This window comes from Rothia sp. CCM 9417 (genome assembly GCF_048513575.1).
In the GTDB taxonomy this organism is placed as follows: Bacteria; Actinomycetota; Actinomycetes; order Actinomycetales; family Micrococcaceae; genus Rothia.
Genome location: NZ_JBLXXT010000007.1, coordinates 66,296 through 82,748, shown reverse-complemented (window position 1 = coordinate 82,748; position 16,453 = coordinate 66,296). Strand labels below are relative to the sequence as shown.

Annotated in this window: 14 protein-coding genes; 5 read left to right on the top strand and 9 right to left on the bottom strand. The window is 55.4% G+C overall.

Going from position 1 to position 16,453, the window contains the following annotated elements:
• Positions 1-34 precede the first annotated feature (34 nt).
• The 3 genes from ACN082_RS08415 to ACN082_RS08405 all read left to right on the top strand — a co-directional run bounded on the left by ACN082_RS08415 (position 35) and on the right by ACN082_RS08405 (position 3,599).
• Positions 35-784, top strand: a complete 750-nt coding sequence (locus ACN082_RS08415; RefSeq protein WP_419100413.1) for a sugar isomerase domain-containing protein — start codon at positions 35-37, stop codon at positions 782-784.
• Between the two features lie 65 nt (positions 785-849).
• Positions 850-2,424 (top strand): hypothetical protein, encoded by a 1,575-nt coding sequence (locus ACN082_RS08410; protein WP_419100412.1) that lies wholly within the window; start codon positions 850-852, stop codon positions 2,422-2,424.
• Between the two features lie 62 nt (positions 2,425-2,486).
• Positions 2,487-3,599 carry an alginate lyase family protein gene (locus tag ACN082_RS08405; protein ID WP_419100411.1) on the top strand — a complete coding sequence of 371 codons (1,113 nt, stop codon included), beginning with the start codon at positions 2,487-2,489 and terminating at the stop codon, positions 3,597-3,599.
• A gap of 114 nt (positions 3,600-3,713) precedes the next feature.
• Here the strand turns inward: ACN082_RS08405 and ACN082_RS08400 are convergent, their stop codons facing one another.
• From ACN082_RS08400 to manA, 3 genes are all read right to left on the bottom strand, one after another.
• Positions 3,714-5,072, bottom strand: a complete 1,359-nt coding sequence (locus tag ACN082_RS08400) for a PFL family protein (protein ID WP_419100410.1) — start codon at positions 5,070-5,072, stop codon at positions 3,714-3,716.
• 13 nt (positions 5,073-5,085) lie between these two features.
• Positions 5,086-5,355: an ACT domain-containing protein gene (locus ACN082_RS08395; protein ID WP_419100409.1), complete on the bottom strand. Its 270-nt coding sequence runs from the start codon at positions 5,353-5,355 to the stop codon at positions 5,086-5,088.
• 100 nt (positions 5,356-5,455) lie between these two features.
• Complete coding sequence (manA, locus tag ACN082_RS08390; protein WP_419100408.1) at positions 5,456-6,661, bottom strand: mannose-6-phosphate isomerase, class I; 1,206 nt, start codon at positions 6,659-6,661, stop codon at positions 5,456-5,458.
• A gap of 137 nt (positions 6,662-6,798) precedes the next feature.
• Between manA and ACN082_RS08385 the strand changes: the two genes are divergently transcribed.
• On the top strand, positions 6,799-8,202 hold the full coding sequence (locus tag ACN082_RS08385; RefSeq protein WP_419100407.1) for a phosphomannomutase/phosphoglucomutase: 1,404 nt from the start codon (positions 6,799-6,801) through the stop codon (positions 8,200-8,202).
• A gap of 146 nt (positions 8,203-8,348) precedes the next feature.
• On the opposite strand, the gene ACN082_RS08380 is transcribed toward ACN082_RS08385, so the two are convergent.
• The 4 genes from ACN082_RS08380 to ACN082_RS08365 all read right to left on the bottom strand — a co-directional run bounded on the left by ACN082_RS08380 (position 8,349) and on the right by ACN082_RS08365 (position 11,932).
• Positions 8,349-9,086 (bottom strand): Abi family protein, encoded by a 738-nt coding sequence (locus tag ACN082_RS08380; protein WP_419100406.1) that lies wholly within the window; start codon positions 9,084-9,086, stop codon positions 8,349-8,351.
• A 97-nt stretch (positions 9,087-9,183) separates the two neighbouring features.
• Positions 9,184-9,675: a hypothetical protein gene (locus tag ACN082_RS08375; protein ID WP_419100405.1), complete on the bottom strand. Its 492-nt coding sequence runs from the start codon at positions 9,673-9,675 to the stop codon at positions 9,184-9,186.
• Positions 9,676-10,129: 454 nt separating this feature from the next.
• Complete coding sequence (locus ACN082_RS08370) at positions 10,130-11,314, bottom strand: FAD-binding oxidoreductase (protein ID WP_419100404.1); 1,185 nt, start codon at positions 11,312-11,314, stop codon at positions 10,130-10,132.
• A gap of 138 nt (positions 11,315-11,452) precedes the next feature.
• Positions 11,453-11,932 carry an RrF2 family transcriptional regulator gene (locus tag ACN082_RS08365; RefSeq protein ID WP_419100403.1) on the bottom strand — a complete coding sequence of 160 codons (480 nt, stop codon included), beginning with the start codon at positions 11,930-11,932 and terminating at the stop codon, positions 11,453-11,455.
• 326 nt (positions 11,933-12,258) lie between these two features.
• Here ACN082_RS08365 and ACN082_RS08360 point away from each other — a divergent pair, with 326 nt between their 5' ends.
• The gene (locus ACN082_RS08360) at positions 12,259-12,627 is read left to right on the top strand and encodes a hypothetical protein (protein WP_419100402.1); all 369 of its coding nucleotides are present in this window, start codon (positions 12,259-12,261) and stop codon (positions 12,625-12,627) included.
• A 98-nt stretch (positions 12,628-12,725) separates the two neighbouring features.
• Here the strand turns inward: ACN082_RS08360 and ACN082_RS08355 are convergent, their stop codons facing one another.
• Together ACN082_RS08355 and ACN082_RS08350 are read right to left on the bottom strand one after the other, a co-directional pair.
• The gene (locus ACN082_RS08355; protein WP_419100401.1) at positions 12,726-14,213 is read right to left on the bottom strand and encodes a sugar ABC transporter ATP-binding protein; all 1,488 of its coding nucleotides are present in this window, start codon (positions 14,211-14,213) and stop codon (positions 12,726-12,728) included.
• 299 nt (positions 14,214-14,512) lie between these two features.
• On the bottom strand, positions 14,513-16,339 hold the full coding sequence (locus ACN082_RS08350) for a phosphoenolpyruvate carboxykinase (GTP) (protein WP_419100400.1): 1,827 nt from the start codon (positions 16,337-16,339) through the stop codon (positions 14,513-14,515).
• Positions 16,340-16,453: the final 114 nt, after the last annotated feature.

The following is a 16,453-nucleotide window of genomic DNA, read 5'->3' as shown; positions in this document are numbered from 1 at the left end:
TTTTCTACCAGCATCAATCAAAGGATTCTGAATCATGTCACAGCTCTTGGATAGCTACTACCAGCAAATCATCTCCCTGCTTGAAAAGATTCGTGAAGAAGAAGTACCTACCATCGAAAAGGCAGCATCAGAGATCGCTGACCGCGTCGCAAAGGGTGCCCGTATCTTTGCTTTCGGTGCTTCACACTCCAGCCTGCCGGTCCAGGACATCGTCTACCGCGCCGGTGGCCTCATGCTCATCAACCCCCTCTACGCACCCGGCGTTGAAGCACTGACCACCCGCCCCACCACCCTGGGCTCCCAGATGGAACAGATGCCCGGCTACGCCGAAGTCGTCCTCAACAACTCACCCCTGCGCGAGGGCGATGTTCTCATTGTTGTTTCGGTCTCTGGCCGTAACGCACTCCCGGTCGAGCTGGCTCGTGAAGCCCGTGCCCGCGGCATCTTCGTGGTAGGTCTGACCTCCTCCAAGTACACCGACGCCGTTACCTCTCGTGTTCCCGATAAGACCAAGCTCAAGGATCACGCAGATATCCTCATCGACAACCAGGTCGATGCCGGCGACGCCGTACTTTCCCTCGAAGGTGTCCCCCAGAAGTTCACCCCTGCTTCGGGTGTCACCTCGACCGCGATTCTGCACTCCCTGTCCGCAGGTATCATAGAGCAGCTCTTGGCTCGCGGAATCAGCGCCCCAGTCTTCCTCGCGGCCAACCTCGATGGTGGTGCCGAGTGGAACAAGAAGCACATGTCTGAAAACCAGGACAAGATCTTCTACCTTAACTAATGAGCAGTGCCTGACTCGGAGCTTTACTCTGAGTCAGGCACCTTTTATATCTAAGGACATAAACAATGAAGTTTACCTCCAGCAAATACAGGGCCTTAACCCTGGGTCTAGTCACCCTCAGCCTGGCAGCTTGTTCAACAGCCCCAGGCCAGCCCGGTCAGCCCACAGCAAGCGCTTCTGCTAGCCCCTCAGCGACGAGCAGCTCCAGTTCAACAGCGCAACCCACCGCAACAGCAAGCCCTAGCCCCAGTGCTAGCCCCAGCTCAACGGAACAACCCACCGCAACTGCAGAACCTAGCGAAACCGGGTCCCCCCAGCCAACTCCCTCCCCCAGTGTTAGCTCTTCTGCCGGTACAGGGGACCAGGCAGGTCAAGACTGGGTTCTTAAGTATCAAGAACAGTTTGATGATGATATTTCCCTCTCGGCAGAGCCCTGGATAGTTGATCCGTTGGGCGCCGAAAGCCCCTGGTACGTTGATGAGTTCTCCGATGACGGTGTTTATTACAGCATTTTGGGGGGCAAGTCCTTCGACCGTGCCCTGGACAGCATGAACATCATGCGTAAGCGTCTTACTTTCGGCCAGGACGGTTGGCTGACCCTAGAATTAGCTGCCCAGGACCTCAACAAGGACGGGATTCCCGATGCAGAGCCCTCTCTGACAAGCCAGGACGGGGAAGGAGTTCTGAAGGTTCCCGCCTGGAATAGCGGCCTGGTCCTTACCGGCACCGACACCCTACCCAGCGAATACCGCATTGAGTACGAACTTAAGACCGTTGATTTCGGTGGCAAGCGTACCGTTGACGGCGAAGAGACCTGGAACTACGACGGCAAGTACAACGGCTACACCCCCGGTGAGTGCAAGACTAACTTCCCCTGGGTTCGCCGTGGTGACTACTCTCAGGGTAGTTCAGACACCGTTGACCCCTGCGCCGCACCCTGGGGCGATGTGACCAAGGAGAACGGCTACTATCTGCTCTCTATCATGGACTACGCCCACCCGGCTCCCCACAACAACATCTTCATCCACAGCCACCGCAAGGTAGGCATGGATACCTACTCTGTTGATGCCTCATGGGCTAAGAACTATTCTGTCTGCAACCCCGCCACCCAGGAGGTATACCCCTATAGCCTCTCAAAGGCAAACGGTATCAACCAAATCTTCTTTGACGGCAACAGCTTCCGTGACCCGAGCTTCGCCTACAACCAGTTCGTCATGCCCACTCCCTGTGGCCTGCGTGTTGGTGATGTTCCCGGTGCAACGATTGTTGCTACCGCTGAGCTTGAGCCTGAACTGATGCCTCAAGAAACCTACACCATTGCTATTGAGCGCACCAAGGACAGCTACGTCACCGAGCTGACCGGCAATTTCCGCTACATCGGCCACACCACGATCCGCAATGAGCGCCCCTTCGTAGATCAGGACGGACAGCACTCCATCTGGCACTACAACCAGACCGCTGATGAGTACGATGGTTCTCTGAACCAGACTCTCACCTTTGAGGGCCCCTTCGGTAGCTTTGATAAGGATATGTGGCCTGAGGGATCGGCTTACCCGGATAACTTTGTCATTGGTATCCCGCACCTGAACTATTACGAGGGTTCGGCAACCATTGACAATATCAAGCTCTACACCAAATAAGACTGCCCTAGAAATATCAGCTTAGGTCTACCCCTCAACCCCTCACTAGGAGGAGATTTAGTATGTACGCTTCTCGGCGTCAAGCCCTCAGCGGCCTCTTAAGCTCTGTGGCCCTAGCAGGACTAGGAACAACCCTGGTCCAAGACCCAGCACAGGCAAGCTACGCTATCAATCCTGACCGGATTATTAAAGCCAACCCCAGCATCTTGGTCCACGAAAAGGACTTCGCCTACCTGCGCCAGAACCAGGACAAGCTGGCTACTTTCTTGAACCGTTGCGCCCGTGAATTGTCTTATCAGCCTAGCCCGGTAGCAGACCTGGCACCTGCACCTCACTATGACGCGAACGGTGTTAACACCAGCCCTAAAAGTGGTGCCATTTTTAGCCGTGATGTCCGCGTAGCCTACCGCCTAGCTATCCGCTACCGCATCACTCGGGAAACGGAGTATGCGCTCAAGGCACTCCAGATTATTGATGCCTGGGCCAGCACCCTCACCGCGGTAAGCACTCGCCAGGGGGAGGCTGACTTGAATTTCAACTCAGCGCACATGATTCTGGCAGCCTACTGGGCTCAGGTATGCGGCCAATGGGATAACGCAACCTTCAAAGACTTCCTCCGTAACCTGGTTCTGCCTCATTCCACCTCTGACAGGGATAATAACCACGGTTTCTGGGGGGTGCTGACGGAGGCCTGCGTAGCCGGTTACCTGGGCGATAAGGTTCTGCTTCAGCAGGCTAAGGACCGTTGGGAAACACTGCTCATTAAAGGTGTTGATGACAAGGGCGAGATGCCCCTGGAACGCGATCGCAGTGCAACCTCTAACTGGCATGGGGGCCCCGATAAGGGCAAGAAGGGAATTGCCTACACGCACTATGCTCTACTCCCTGCCAGCCACGCAGCTAAGATCTTTGTTGATCTGGGCCTGCCTGCCTGGGCCACCCCCGGCGGCAAGAAGCTGGAGCAGGCCTACGGTGTAGCTGCCCGGTGGACTAACAACCCCGCTAGCTTCCCCTACTATGAGAGCAACAAGGGGCAACTCGATGGCGTGCGTGATGCCGCCTACTTTGCCTTACTCAGCCGTGTTTACCCTGACCCTGCAGGCAAGAAAGCCCTCGCGGACGGTTCTTTGGGTTCTAACGGCCTGCAAACCTTGGAGCTTTTCCCCAGCTTCTAGGTGCCTGCTCTGTGTTAGTGGGCGCTAACTGGGTTGAGCCCCGCAGCTCTTAGCTCTCTTAAAGCGGAAGGGACCGGTCAGTGCGTAACTGGCCGGCCCCTTCTGTTTTTGTCTTTAGTTACGGAAGCCGTGAACCGGGGACGGGATCCGCCCACCACGAGCCACGAAAGCCTCAGCGGATTCGGGGTGGGCGGGCATGACCGGTGCACGACCGAGCAGGCCACCGAACTCGACCATCTGGCCCACCTCAAGACCGATTGCGGGGATAACTCGCACAGCGGTGGTCTTGTGGTTCATCACGCCAATAGCTGCCTCATCGGCAATCATGGCTGAGATGGTAGCTGCGGTGGTATCACCGGGGATAGCGACCATGTCCAGGCCGACCGAGCAGATGGCGGTCATAGCTTCGAGTTTATCCAGGGTGATTTTCCCGGCTGCGGCGGCATCAATCATGCCGATGTCCTCAGAGATGGGGATAAAGGAGCCAGAAAGTCCACCCACATGGGAGCAGGCCATGAGCCCGCCCTTCTTGACGGCATCGTTGAGTAGGGCCAGGGCGGCAACGGTTCCGTGGGTTCCCACGGATTCCAGGCCCATCTCTTCGAGCACGTGCGCTACGGAGTCGCCAACCTCAGCAGTGGGAGCCAGGGAAAGGTCTACGATGCCGAAGTCAACACCCAGGCGGTCAGCGGCTAAGGTGCCAACCAGCTGGCCCATGCGGGTTATTTTGAAGGCTGCCTTTTTAATGGCCTCAGCGCAGGAATCAAAGGATTCACCGCGCACCTTTTCCAGGGCACGTTTAATCACGCCAGGGCCCGAAACACCCACAGAGATCACAGCGTCAGCTTCCTGCACGCCGTGGAAAGCACCGGCCATGAAGGGGTTATCGGATACGGCGTTGGCAAAGACAACCAGTTTAGAACAACCAAAGCCGTGGGCTTCTGCCGAGCCCTCGGCTGTTTGGCGGATAACCTCGCCCATGGTTTTGACCGCGCTCATGTTGATTCCGGCGCGGGAAGACCCAATATTGACAGAGGCACAGACCACGTCAGTCTCGTTGAGGGCACGTGGGATAGAACGCATGAGCTTTTCATCAGCGGGGGTGGAGCCCTTATCAACCAGGGCAGTAAAACCGCCGATGAAGTTCACCCCCACGGCTTTAGCCGCAGCGTCCAGGGTTTTTGCGAACTCTACATAGTCCTCGTCGTCGGAGGCGCCGGCAACCAGAGCGATAGGGGTGACGGAGATGCGCTTATTGATGATGGGGATACCGAGCTCAGCCTCAATGCCTTCAGCGACTTCAACCAGGCGGGCGGCGCGGGAGGTAATTTTGTCGTAGATTTTCTGGCGAGCAATAGCGCCCCTGGAGTCAGCGCAGTCCAGCAGTGAGATGCCCATGGTGACTGTGCGAATATCGAGTTTGTCTTCCTCGATCATCTGTAGGGTTTCAAGAATATTATCGGAGCGGAACATGGTGCGGTAGCTCCTAGAGGTTGTGCATGGCTTGGAAGATCGCATCAGACTGAATACGAATCTGAACGCGCTGAGCTTCTTCAACCGGTTTCATGGCTTCTTGCAGCTCGGTGATGGACTGGCTGGTCTCATCGAAGCTGCCCTGCAGAATCATGGTGAAGTAACCCTGCATGAGGGTCTGGGAGAGGTTTTCAATGTTGACTTTGCGTTCAGCGAGCTTGCCTGTCACACCGGCGATGATGCCCTCGTGGTCTAGGCCGGTCACAGTTAAAATAATTTTCATCGTTTCCTTAAGGTACTGGTTTTTAGCTGGTTAGCCACCGGCTGGGGCGTCAGGTTGTCCTTGCCCAGGCTTCGAGGGGGCCCTTTGGAGGGGACCTGACCTATGATGCTCTCTGACAGGCGATGTAGAGCTGGCCCTGGCCGCTAAGGCTTAGGGTAGCGGATTCTCCTGTGTACATCACTGCTTGGGTTCCGCCTAGGGTGAAGGTCTTATCGTCATCGCGAACCACCATGGTACCAGCGGTGCACAGGGCGATCGCAACACCGCTAAGGGGGAGTTCAATTTCTTGACCTTGCTCAAGGACCAGGTGGGTGATGCTGAGGCGTTTGTCCCACATGGAGTATTCTGCGGTGCCGTCGCTGGTGGGGGTTGGGCGCTGAATGACCGGTGCGTCTTGTCGCTCCCCCAGAATCTTGATGAGTTCTTCCTCGTCAAGGTGTTTGGGGGTTAGCCCTGCGCGCATGACGTTATCGGAGGGGTTCATGAGTTCGATGGCGGTGCCGGAGATGTAAGCGTGCACCTGCCCGTCGGGGGTATAGACCGATTCACCCGGTGCCAGGTAGACCAGGTTCATGACCAGGGCAACCAGCAGGCCGCGGTCGCCGGGGTATTTAGAGTCAATGAGGTTGACTAGTTCGGCTACGCCAGCGGCCAGTGATTCGCGCCCGTCCACGGCTCCGTTCTTTTGTGCCCAGCTGCGGGCTGCTGCAAGGGTTTGCTCAAGGGCGGTGGCGGAGGCTTGCGGTGACATTCGGATAATTGCGGTGAGAAGCTGTTTGGGGGTCTTGGAGGCATCTAAGGCGCCAGCCAGCCAGCGGAGCTTGAAATGCTCGGCGATAGCCGAGAGCTCAGAGAACTTGCGCACGCCGGTTAGGATGCGCATCTCTGAGAGGGCAATGACGGTTTCAGGTTTGGAGAAGGTGTCCTTGTAGTTGCGTGCCGGATCGTTCAGGGGTATGCCACGGGCGTTCTCGTCGGCAAAGCCTGCTTGGGCCTGCTCGTCGGTGGGGTGCACCTGGATGGAAAGAGGCGATTCAATAGCCAGAATTTTGAAGAGGAAGGGGAAGACGTCATTGGTGCGCTGGGAGTTGAGGAAGCGGTTGGGCTGCTCTGCAACCAGTGCGTCAAGGGTGTAGGTGCCGCCGTCTACGTGTGCTACGGAGGGAGCTGCGGGGTGGGCACCTACCCAGAGCTCTGCTTCGGGTTGTTCGGTGGGGGCTGGGGCCCCGCGCATGAGAGCTAAGGTCTCGTATGAACCCCAGGCATAATTCTGAATCGGGTTAGCAAGAGAAAAAAGTTCAGCCATGTACACCATACAACCATGCCTTAGGTGCCATAGGCATAAAATTATTATCTAAATTGCTGGTGTTTATTGCCATAAATCCCCGACAAATTCGCATGGAAACTGTCTAAAGCCGCTGGCGCCCCGTAAACTTGGCTCTTGTGAATACTATTGATTTAACCGCATCTTTTAAGGCCTACGATGTTCGCGGTATCGTAGGTGAAACCATTACCGCTGAGACCGTTCGTGCGACCGGTGCCGCTTTCGTGGACGTTCTCGATTTAGCTGGTCAGAATGTGCTGGTGGGCGCGGATATGCGGCCCTCCGGCTCCGAGTTCATGCAGGCTTTTGCCGAGGGGGTAACCGCTCGAGGCGCTCATGTCATTAATATTGGCCTGATTTCTACTGACGAGCTCTATTTTGCCTGTGGCATTGAGAATGCCGCTGGCGTTACCTTTACTGCTTCGCATAACCCCGCTGAGTACAACGGTATGAAGATGTCCAAGGCGGGCGCTGTTCCGCTTTCTTCTGAAACCGGCTTGTACGATATTCGTGACCTGGCCCAGAAGTACCTGGATGAGGGCGCTATCCCCGCTGTTGAGGCTACCGGTACCGTCTCTGAGAAGGACGTGCTTCAGGCTTATGCCGAGTACCTGCGCAATCTGGTGGATCTTTCGGGTATCCGTAAGCTCAAGGTTGTTGTCGATGCCGGTAACGGTATGGGCGGTTTGACTACTCCCGCTGTTTTGGGTGATACCATTCTGCCTGGCCTGCCCTTGGAAATCCTTCCCCTCTACTTTGAGTTGGACGGCACCTTCCCCAATCATCCCGCTAATCCGCTGGAGCCCGCTAACCTGGTGGATTTGCAGAAGGCTGTTGTGGAGCACGGTGCTGACATTGGTTTGGCTTTCGATGGCGATGCTGACCGTTGCTTCGTGATTGATGAGAAGGGTGAGCCTGTCACGCCTTCGGCTATTACCGCACTGGTTGCTGAGCGCGAGATTAAGCGTGCCCAGGCTGAAGGTAACGATAACCCGGTCATTATTTACAACCTGATTACGTCTAAGGCTGTGCCTGAGCTGGTTGAGAAGCTGGGTGGCCGTGCCATTAAGACCCGTGTGGGTCACTCTTTCATCAAGGCTGTTATGGCAGATGAAAAGGGTGTTTTTGGTGGCGAGCATTCGGCTCACTACTATTTCAAGGACTTCTTCAACGCTGACACCGGTATGCTGGCTGCTCTGCATGTTCTGGCGGCGCTGGGTGAGGTTGAGGTTCCGCTGAGCGAGCTGGCTGAGAAGTACGCTCCCTACGTTGCCTCCGGGGAGATTAACTCTGAGATTGAGGACAAGGCTGGTGCTGTTGCCCGCGTTGCCGCTCACTTTGGTGATACCGTTGAGGTTTCTGATATGGACGGTACCACTTTTGAGCATAAGACTGAGGGCTGGTGGGCTAACCTGCGCCCCTCAAACACTGAGCCTTTCCTGCGTCTGAATCTTGAGGCTCCCGATGTGGCCACGATGGAGCGTGTGCGTGACACTATTTTGAAGATTGTGCGCGAGGGCTAAGGAACCTCCTGCTTTTTCTGAAGGCAAAGAGCGCCCGCCCTGTTTTCTAGCCGAGAGGCTAGGAAACAGGGCGGGCGCTTTTATCTGATGGGTCTGCCTACGACTTATCTGCTCTTTAAAAGTCAGTATAACTATGGCTTTATGCCTCAATACAGAGGATGTTTACGCAGCCATAGTGCATCTCGCAATTCATCCCTTGGCCGGCTTCTCCATAGTTTTTGGACTCGTGAGTGAGACCGGATCCACACAGCAGCATCAGCATCAAGCCACTGAGCTAACTGATTCAGTTTCTGGGTAGCTTCACGAAGATACAGGTACTCTTCGCGCAGTGTTCTTCGCGTGACAGGTTCATGATGTGATAGCCGGTTTCTCAGATACAACGCATATATCACGGCATTTTCAAAATCCTGACGAGGCTTGCCGCCTACAGTGTAGTCCGGCAAATGTCGTTTGATGTACATCCAAGCAGTGGGTTCCTTAGACGCAGTCAGTAAGAAGCGCCAATGATCGAAAGACAATTCAGCGATGATTCTTCCCTTTGTGGCGGTGGAATAGGGCTGACCAGAACGCTGAATCGCTTTATAAACATTTCTCGTATAGCTTGCGTCATGACCGTTTGAGACCCTACCACGACCTCTATAGTTTGAGTCAAAGTAAGAGATATCAACTATCCAGTCGTCGCCATTTTCGGCGCTCATGGCCCTATCGATTGTGGTGCGAAGCAAGACCTCTATGTGTTGAATATCTTCAAGGAGCGCCTTCGCAACTCGAGTATTCCACACATAAAGGTCTTCAGCCTTGTCAGAGCTCTTGAAGCGTGACATACGCGGTGCCGAAAACCAGCGCTCTAAATCACTCAGCTGATATTTTCTTCTTGACTTCATTGATACACCTGCTAGGGTATAGGTGAGAGCTCCGGAACGGTCGACTGTCCTGAAATAGAGGATATACCCCCGGAGCTATTGTTTTATTTCCTCGCGGCTAAACGTACCTTACTTCGGGCTTGTCAGTAGTTGAGAAGCGGACCGCGCAGTAAAGAAAGTCTCGGTATGCTTCCAGATCGAGGGAACGGAATGCTTCGTGTCCGTAGTAATATCCTCCTGACAATGTGTAGTTGAAGACCCGCCCTGGCCCAAGCCTCTTGCTTTCTTCCGAGAAGAAAGCAAGTTTAATCAGAACTAAGTCCTTTGCTCCTCGACCATTGTCTTCAACGTAATAGCCAAGGACTGGAGTTGCCTTGTAATCCTCCGCTACCTCCAGCAGGCCCTCGACCTTTTTGTTTGAAATCGAGATCTGTGATGACCCAGTTTTGATGGTCCGGTAGGTAGATGCTACGGCAACCCTGTCACCGTCAATCTCGGCCAGATAGTAATCCCCTGGCAAGGCCTCTAGATTCTCAATACCGTACCGTCCAGCTTCCTGGTCAAGAACAGCTCCGAATCGTTCAAACGCTTCCTGCGCTCTGGTGGGCATAATCGATCTCCCCTAAATAGCTTCCTTGGCCAGATCCCGGCTCTACCTTTCTAACTTTAGCCTAACTTCTTATTCAATTCTATAAAAATTCTTTATAAAGTCTAGCTAAATTCTAGTCGCTTCATCTGCGGGGCTAGGAAACAGGGCGGGCGCTTTTGTATGAAGATGTAGAAGCGCGGTGAACCTACCGGGAGCCTGCTGGCTCGGGGCTGGCGTGAATCAGGGGCAAGCGCCCCAGCGCGAGCACCTGAGAGGGTCAGCAGGCGAAAGTGCCGTACACGGGCTAACCCCAACCCATACAGAAGCGCGGTGAACCTACCGGGAGCCTGCTGGCTCGGGGCTGGCGTGAATCAGGGGCGAGCGCCCCAGCGCGAGCACCTGAGAGGGTCAGCAGGCGAAGGTAGGTTCACCGCGCTCTATCTTTAACCGTTAGGCGCGGGCCTGGGCCGAAGGGTTAGGCGCGGGCCTGGTCGTGGAGCATCCACTGGTCGGGGCCGAAGATCTCGTACTGGATCTGCTGGCCGGGTACACCCGCTTCAACCAGCTGTGAGCGTACACCCTGCATGAAGGGCAACGGGCCGCACAGGTAGGCGGAGGCGTTGGCGGGTACCTCCAGCTTGGAGATATCAACGCGACCTTCGTAGTCGCCTTCACCGGCGGTTTCGAGGAAGGAAATCAGGCGGGCGTTCTTGAGTTTCTCAACATAACTGGCCATCTCCTCGCGTAGGGGCCAGGTAGCGGTTGAGCGGTCGGCGTGAACTACGACGACTTCGCGCTCTGAGCCGCTGGCGGCGAGTTCGGAGAGGAAGGCGATCATGGGGGTTACACCGATACCGGCGGAGAAGAGGTAGAGGGGTTTGGTTGCGTCATCGCCAAAAGCGCCCAGGGTGACGTCGCCGTAGGGGTTGGAGACCTCGACGATGTCGCCGACTGCGAGTTCGTGCAGGATGGGGGTCATTTCGCCTGCGGTGTCGAGTTTGATGGCTACGCGGCGCTGGTTCTTCTGGGAGGGGAGCAGGGTGAACTGGCGGGCCTGGCGGAGGCCATCTTTTGCTTTGGTGACGATGGAGACGTACTGGCCTGCTACGGCGTCGGTCATGGCTACGGCGTTGGCGGCTTCGAAGGTGAAGTCGATGACGTTCTCGCCGGTTTCTTTGCGCTCTAGGAGGCGGAAGGGGGCGAACATGACCTCATTGGCCTGTGAGGCGTAGAGGCCTTTTTCAAGTTTGATGAGGGCGTCGGCCATGAGCCAGTAGACTTCGGTCCAGGCTTCTGCGATTTCGGGGGTGAGGATGTCGCCTAGGTTGGCGGCGATGGCTTCGAAGAGGTACTTGTAGACGGTGGGGTATTCTTCTTCGCGCAGGCCCAGTGAGGCGTGTTTGTGGGCTACGCGAGAGAGGACTTCGTCGGGGTAGCTGTCGGGGTTGGCCAGGATGTAGGAGGCGAAGACTGCGATGGAGCCTGCTAGTGCTTTGGGCTGGGTGCCTTCGAGTTGGGATGAGCGTGAGAACATGCCGTCCATGAGGTCGGGGCGGGCGGCGAACATGCGGCGGTAGAAGTCGGGGGTGATGTCGTTGATGCGTTCGGCGATGACGGGGAGGGTTGCCTCGATGATGGGGCGGGATTTGGCAGATAGCATGAGTGCTCCTTAGTGACAGGTTGTTGATAAACCACTTTCAATTTAGCATACTTCATACCAGTATTAGGGATTGGAAAGGCCGCTGCCGGTTTTAAAACCGACAGCGGCCTCGGTGCTTTTGTTAGTTTAGTGCTTTTGTTAGTTTAAGCTACCGGCCGTGGTTTTTCTGGCGGAGCCAAGGGGGCCAAGTCCGAGTTCAAGGAAAACCGGGCCCATCTGGGCTTCGTTGGGTAGCTCAGAAATAACGACCGGATCGAGAATCTTGAAGAACTCTTCACGAGCGTTAGCTAGGATTACGCGCAAGGAGCAGGAATTACGCATGGGGCAAGTATGTGTTTCGCCTTCACATTCGACCATAGGTATGTCGCCCTCGGTGGCACGGAGGACCTGCCCGACGGTTGCACAAGCGCCTTTTTCGGAGAGGCGGATGCCGCCGGTGCGGCCTCTGGTTGATTCGAGCAGACCCATATTTGCCAGGAAGGCTACAGATTTGGCAACGTGGTTATAGGGGGTTCCTACACCCTCAGCAATTTTCTGGGTTGAGATTTGGTGACCGTCCAGCCCAGAAAGTAGCATCAGTACGCGCAGGGAAACATCTGAAAAGGCAGTGAGGCGCACAAGGTCCAGCTCCTTAGACATAGTGATGGGGCGATTATTGCTTCAACCTTAAGTTTCAGCTATATGGTTTCAGGTTTCAAGCCAGGCTGTCATCAGCCGACTTCTGGCGCTTGAACTCTACTTTAGCCGGGTTTCCTGCACATGTTGGGGGTGTGTGAGAGTGGCAAAGTAGTATGATAGGTAAGTAAAAACTCGAGGGCGCAACCCTTTTCATCGCACATACGCCAAGGGTGCGGGTAGGTGCTTGCGTCCATACCGCCTCCTGCTGGTGCACTCCTCCATTGATGTCGTGTTCTTCTGGCAGGTACATAGATAAAGGAATTATCTTGTCACAGCTTGATGCCTCCATTCAGGAATTGCTCTCCATTGAAGGCGCTACCGGTGCCGCTCTTGTCGATATTTCATCGGGTATGGCTCTTGCCGCTGGTGGTTCCCCTGGTTTTGACCTCACGGTAGCTGCTGCCGGTAACTCAAATGTTGTTCGGGCTAAGCTCAAGACCATGGCTGACCTTGATGTCAAGGGGAACATTGAGGACATTATGATCACTCTTTCCTCCCAGTACCACCTGATCAACGTTCTTAACACTTCAGAAACATCAGGTCTTTTCGTCTACCTGGTGCTTGAGCGCAACACTGCCAACCTGGCTCTAGCACGCCACAAACTCAATGCCATCGCTTCAAGGATTTCCTTGTAAGCTGGGCCTCATCCCCCAAAGCACACCAGCCTAAATCAGGAGGGCTCCCGGCTATGATGAGCCGGGAGCCCTCCTGTTTTCAGTTATGGTCGAGCTCTCTAGACCAGATCCTCCCCCAGGGCTTCGCCCATGAGGGTGTCTTCGGTGGCTACCTTATTCTGCTGGACCGAAACGACTTCACCGGAGCGCATCACAGCAATGCGGTGGCACAGGCCGATAAGTTCTGACATGTCTGACCCAATGAGGATAATAGAGGTCCCCTTTTCGGTCAGCTCCATGAGCATCTTGTAAATTTCACTCTTAGAACCCATATCAATGCCACGAGTAGGGTGGTTGAGAATCAGGATTTCACAGTCGGTAGTAATCCATTGGGCGAGGGCGACTTTCTGCTGATCACCGCCAGAGAGCTTACCCAGTTGGCCCTGGATGTTAGTGGTTTTGATGCGGAGCTTCTGAACCTGTTCAGCGACCTCCCGTAAGGCGGATACTTCGTGCAAGAAGCCTTCTGGTCGTTCTTTAAGGCCTGCGCTTTCCATCAGGATCTTTGCAATAGAGCGTTCGTTGGCAAGGCCCAGTTCGTCATCGTTATCGGAGAGGTAGCCGATACCGAGTGCTGCAGAGTCACCGGGTGAGCTAATGGTGACCTCCTGCCCGTTGACTTTGAGAGTGCCGAAAGTGGCGGTTTCGTCAACACCGACTAGGGCGGCAGCAACCTCGTTAATACCGGAGCGGCGTAGCCCTGTCAGACCAAAGATTTCACCCCGGTCAACCGAGAAGGACACCTTATTTAGGGAGCCCTTGGAGCTGGTGAGATTCTCGACGATGAGCTTGGCGTCTTGGCCAGCGAAGTCATCGGGGCGACCGCCCATCTCGATTTCGCGGTTGAACATCTTGAAGGCGATTTGCTCGGTAGTCATGGCACCTGGGTTAATTTCAGTGCTAATGGTGCCTTCAGAAAGAATCACTGCACGGTGAGCCAGGGAGCGGATCTCATCGATACGGTGGGTGATGTAGATAATTGCGCGGCCCTCAGCTGCCAGCTTACGGGTCACCTCATGAAGCTGGTAGATTTCAAAGTCGTTGAAGGTTGCGGCAACTTCATCCATGAGGACTAGGCGGGTCTCTTCGGCCTCCATGCGGACGACTTCAACCAGGGCCTGCTCTGCACGCACCAGATCTCCCATCTTGGCGCGGGGGTCAACAGCAAGACCAATTTCGGAGAGTAGTTCTTGGGCGCGAGCTACCAGAGCGTCCTCAGCATCGTCGGCATACTGGGTGGAGCGGAAGATTGCCTGGGCAACGGTCAGCTCAGAATCCACAGTAAATTTTTGGCGGATAGAGCCTACACCGGCCACCAAGGCTTCTTCGGGATTCTTTGGGGTGTAGCTCTTACCATCTAGGGTAATGGTGCCACCTGTGGGGCTGTCCCAGCCCCCCAGGATGGACAGTAACGTCGACTTGCCTGCGCCGTTCTCACCGAGAAGACCTACGATTTCACCGGCGGCAACCTCCAGGTTAACGCCCTTGAGGGCGCGGAGGTGCTCGTGGTTCTTGGTGAGTTCTTTAACGCTCAGCAAATTTCCCACTCTTGTATTCCTTCCACACAAGCAAGCAGTAGCTCGCTCACCGCTACGCAACTCACCTCGCCGGTGGCTAACCGGCAGTTTTTGTTCGGGAGGGCACAGGGCTATACAGTACAGTCTTCAGCCATTCTTATAGCATTCTACAGAATATATAAGGTAGCTTCCTCCCCCAATTTAGGGGCGTCTAGGTGTTAATCCTGCACAAAGAAAAGTAGCCCGCAAGAGCTAGGCTCTTGCGGGCTACTTTGAGATGAGCTACACCCTTATCAATTCAAGGGCTCACATATGAAACCGCGGGGGGGTTACTTGCCTAGCTCAGTAGCTAGGGCCTGGCGTTGAGCATGCACTTCGGCGGGGACTCTATCCCCTAAGAATGCCAGCCATTCGTCAATACCGGGCAGTTCTTCTTCCCATTCTTCGCGGCTAACGGTAAGAGCAGCGGTTAGTTCTTCCTCACTCAATTCAAGACCAGTCAGGTCCAGGTCCGCTGGTGTCGGGACAAGGCCCAAGAAGGTTTCCTGGCCACCAGCGGTGCCGTCCAAACGGTCGAAAATCCACTTGACCACGCGGCTGTTCTCACCAAATCCGGGCCAGGCGAACCCGCCATCGGGGGTGCGGCGGAACCAGTTGACGTAGTAGATCTTGGGCATGTTCTCTTGGCCGTGCTTCTTACCCAGATCAATCCAGTGCTGGATGTAGTCGCCGGCGTTGTAGCCGATGAAGGGAAGCATAGCCATGGGGTCACGGCGCACAAGGCCCACCTGGCCCTTGGCGGCGGCGGTGGTTTCTGAAGAGAGGGTCACGCCACGGAAGACACCCTGCTCCCAGCTTGTGGCCTCGGAAACTAGCGGGATAGTGGTCTTGCGGCGGCCACCAAAAATCATGGCTGACAGCGGTACACCATCGGGTGCATAGTATTCTTCGGCCAGAGTGTCAGCCTGGGCGATGGGGGTGCAGAAACGTGAGTTGGGGTGAGCCGCCGGACGCCCTGAATCAGGGGTCCAGTCCTTGCCCTGCCAGTCAATCAGATGATCGGGGACCTCATCGGTCTTACCCTCCCACCACACAGAGTTGTCATCGGTGAGGGCAACATTGGTGAAGATGGTGTTACCCCGAGCAATTGCCCGCATTGCATTGGGGTTGGTGGACCAGCCGGTGCCGGGGGCGACACCAAACAGGCCTGCCTCGGGGTTCACCACGTAGGGCCTGCCATCGCGGAACTCGATCCAGGCGATGTCATCGCCAACCATCTCGGTTTTCCAGCCTTCAATGGTGGGATCCATCATGGCAAAGTTGGTCTTACCGCAGGCTGAGGGGAAGGCCGCGGATATGAACTTGCTACGCCCCTCAGGGTTGGTTACTTTGAGCACCAGCATGTGCTCTGCCATCCAACCTTCATCGCGGCCAATTGCTGAAGCGATACGGAGTGCGTAGCACTTCTTACCCAGCAGGGCATTGCCACCGTAACCGGACCCATAGGACCAGATTTCACGGTCTTCGGGGAACTGCACAATGTACTTCTCGGGGTTACAGGGCCAGGGAACATCCTGCTGGCCGGGTTCAAGCGGAGCGCCCACCGAATGCAGTGCCTTCACAAAGAAAGCCTTGGTCTCGGACATCTTGGTAAGAACATCGGAACCGATAGTGGCCATAATCCGCATAGAAACAACCACATAGGCAGAGTCGGTAATTTCGACACCGAACTTAGGAGTGGTCGCATCGAGTGAACCCATCACAAAGGGAATCACGTACATGGTACGGCCCCGCATGGAACCCTTAAAGAGATCGGTCAGAGTCGCTCGCATCTGAGCTGGGTCCTGCCAGTTGTTGGTCGGCCCAGCACCATCCTGGGTCTGTGAGCAGATAAAGGTACGCTCTTCAACACGGGCCACATCATCGGGATCCGAAAAAGCAACGTAAGAGTTAGGGAACTCATGATCACTGAGCTTGCGGAGGGTACCGGCCTCAACCAGTTCAGCGGCCAGCCGGTCGTATTCTTCCTGTGAGCCATCAGCCCAGTAAATATCATGGGGCTGGGTAAGCTGAGCAACCTCAGCGACCCAAGCAAGTAATTCCTCGTAGTTGGTAGGAGCCTGTGCAATTAAATTGTCGATTGAAATGTCAGTCACTGACGCTTCCCCTTATGTATCGGTTCCCCCGGTACCTCTCTGTACCGGAAGCAGGTGCCCACCCATTTTCTGTGCCGCCGGCAGAGCGAAAACAGAAAAACGCGCCACTCATTA

What these genes read in the sequence shown, in the direction of transcription:
- ACN082_RS08415 (WP_419100413.1), top strand. Translation starts at nt 35, where the DNA reads ATGTCACAGCTCTTGGATAGCTACTACCAGCAAATCATCTCCCTGCTT.
- ACN082_RS08410 (WP_419100412.1), top strand. Translation starts at nt 850, where the DNA reads ATGAAGTTTACCTCCAGCAAATACAGGGCCTTAACCCTGGGTCTAGTC.
- ACN082_RS08405 (WP_419100411.1), top strand. Translation starts at nt 2,487, where the DNA reads ATGTACGCTTCTCGGCGTCAAGCCCTCAGCGGCCTCTTAAGCTCTGTG.
- ACN082_RS08400 (WP_419100410.1), bottom strand. Translation starts at nt 5,072, where the DNA reads ATGTTCCGCTCCGATAATATTCTTGAAACCCTACAGATGATCGAGGAA.
- ACN082_RS08395 (WP_419100409.1), bottom strand. Translation starts at nt 5,355, where the DNA reads ATGAAAATTATTTTAACTGTGACCGGCCTAGACCACGAGGGCATCATC.
- manA (WP_419100408.1), bottom strand. Translation starts at nt 6,661, where the DNA reads ATGGCTGAACTTTTTTCTCTTGCTAACCCGATTCAGAATTATGCCTGG.
- ACN082_RS08380 (WP_419100406.1), bottom strand. Translation starts at nt 9,086, where the DNA reads ATGAAGTCAAGAAGAAAATATCAGCTGAGTGATTTAGAGCGCTGGTTT.
- ACN082_RS08375 (WP_419100405.1), bottom strand. Translation starts at nt 9,675, where the DNA reads ATGCCCACCAGAGCGCAGGAAGCGTTTGAACGATTCGGAGCTGTTCTT.
- ACN082_RS08370 (WP_419100404.1), bottom strand. Translation starts at nt 11,314, where the DNA reads ATGCTATCTGCCAAATCCCGCCCCATCATCGAGGCAACCCTCCCCGTC.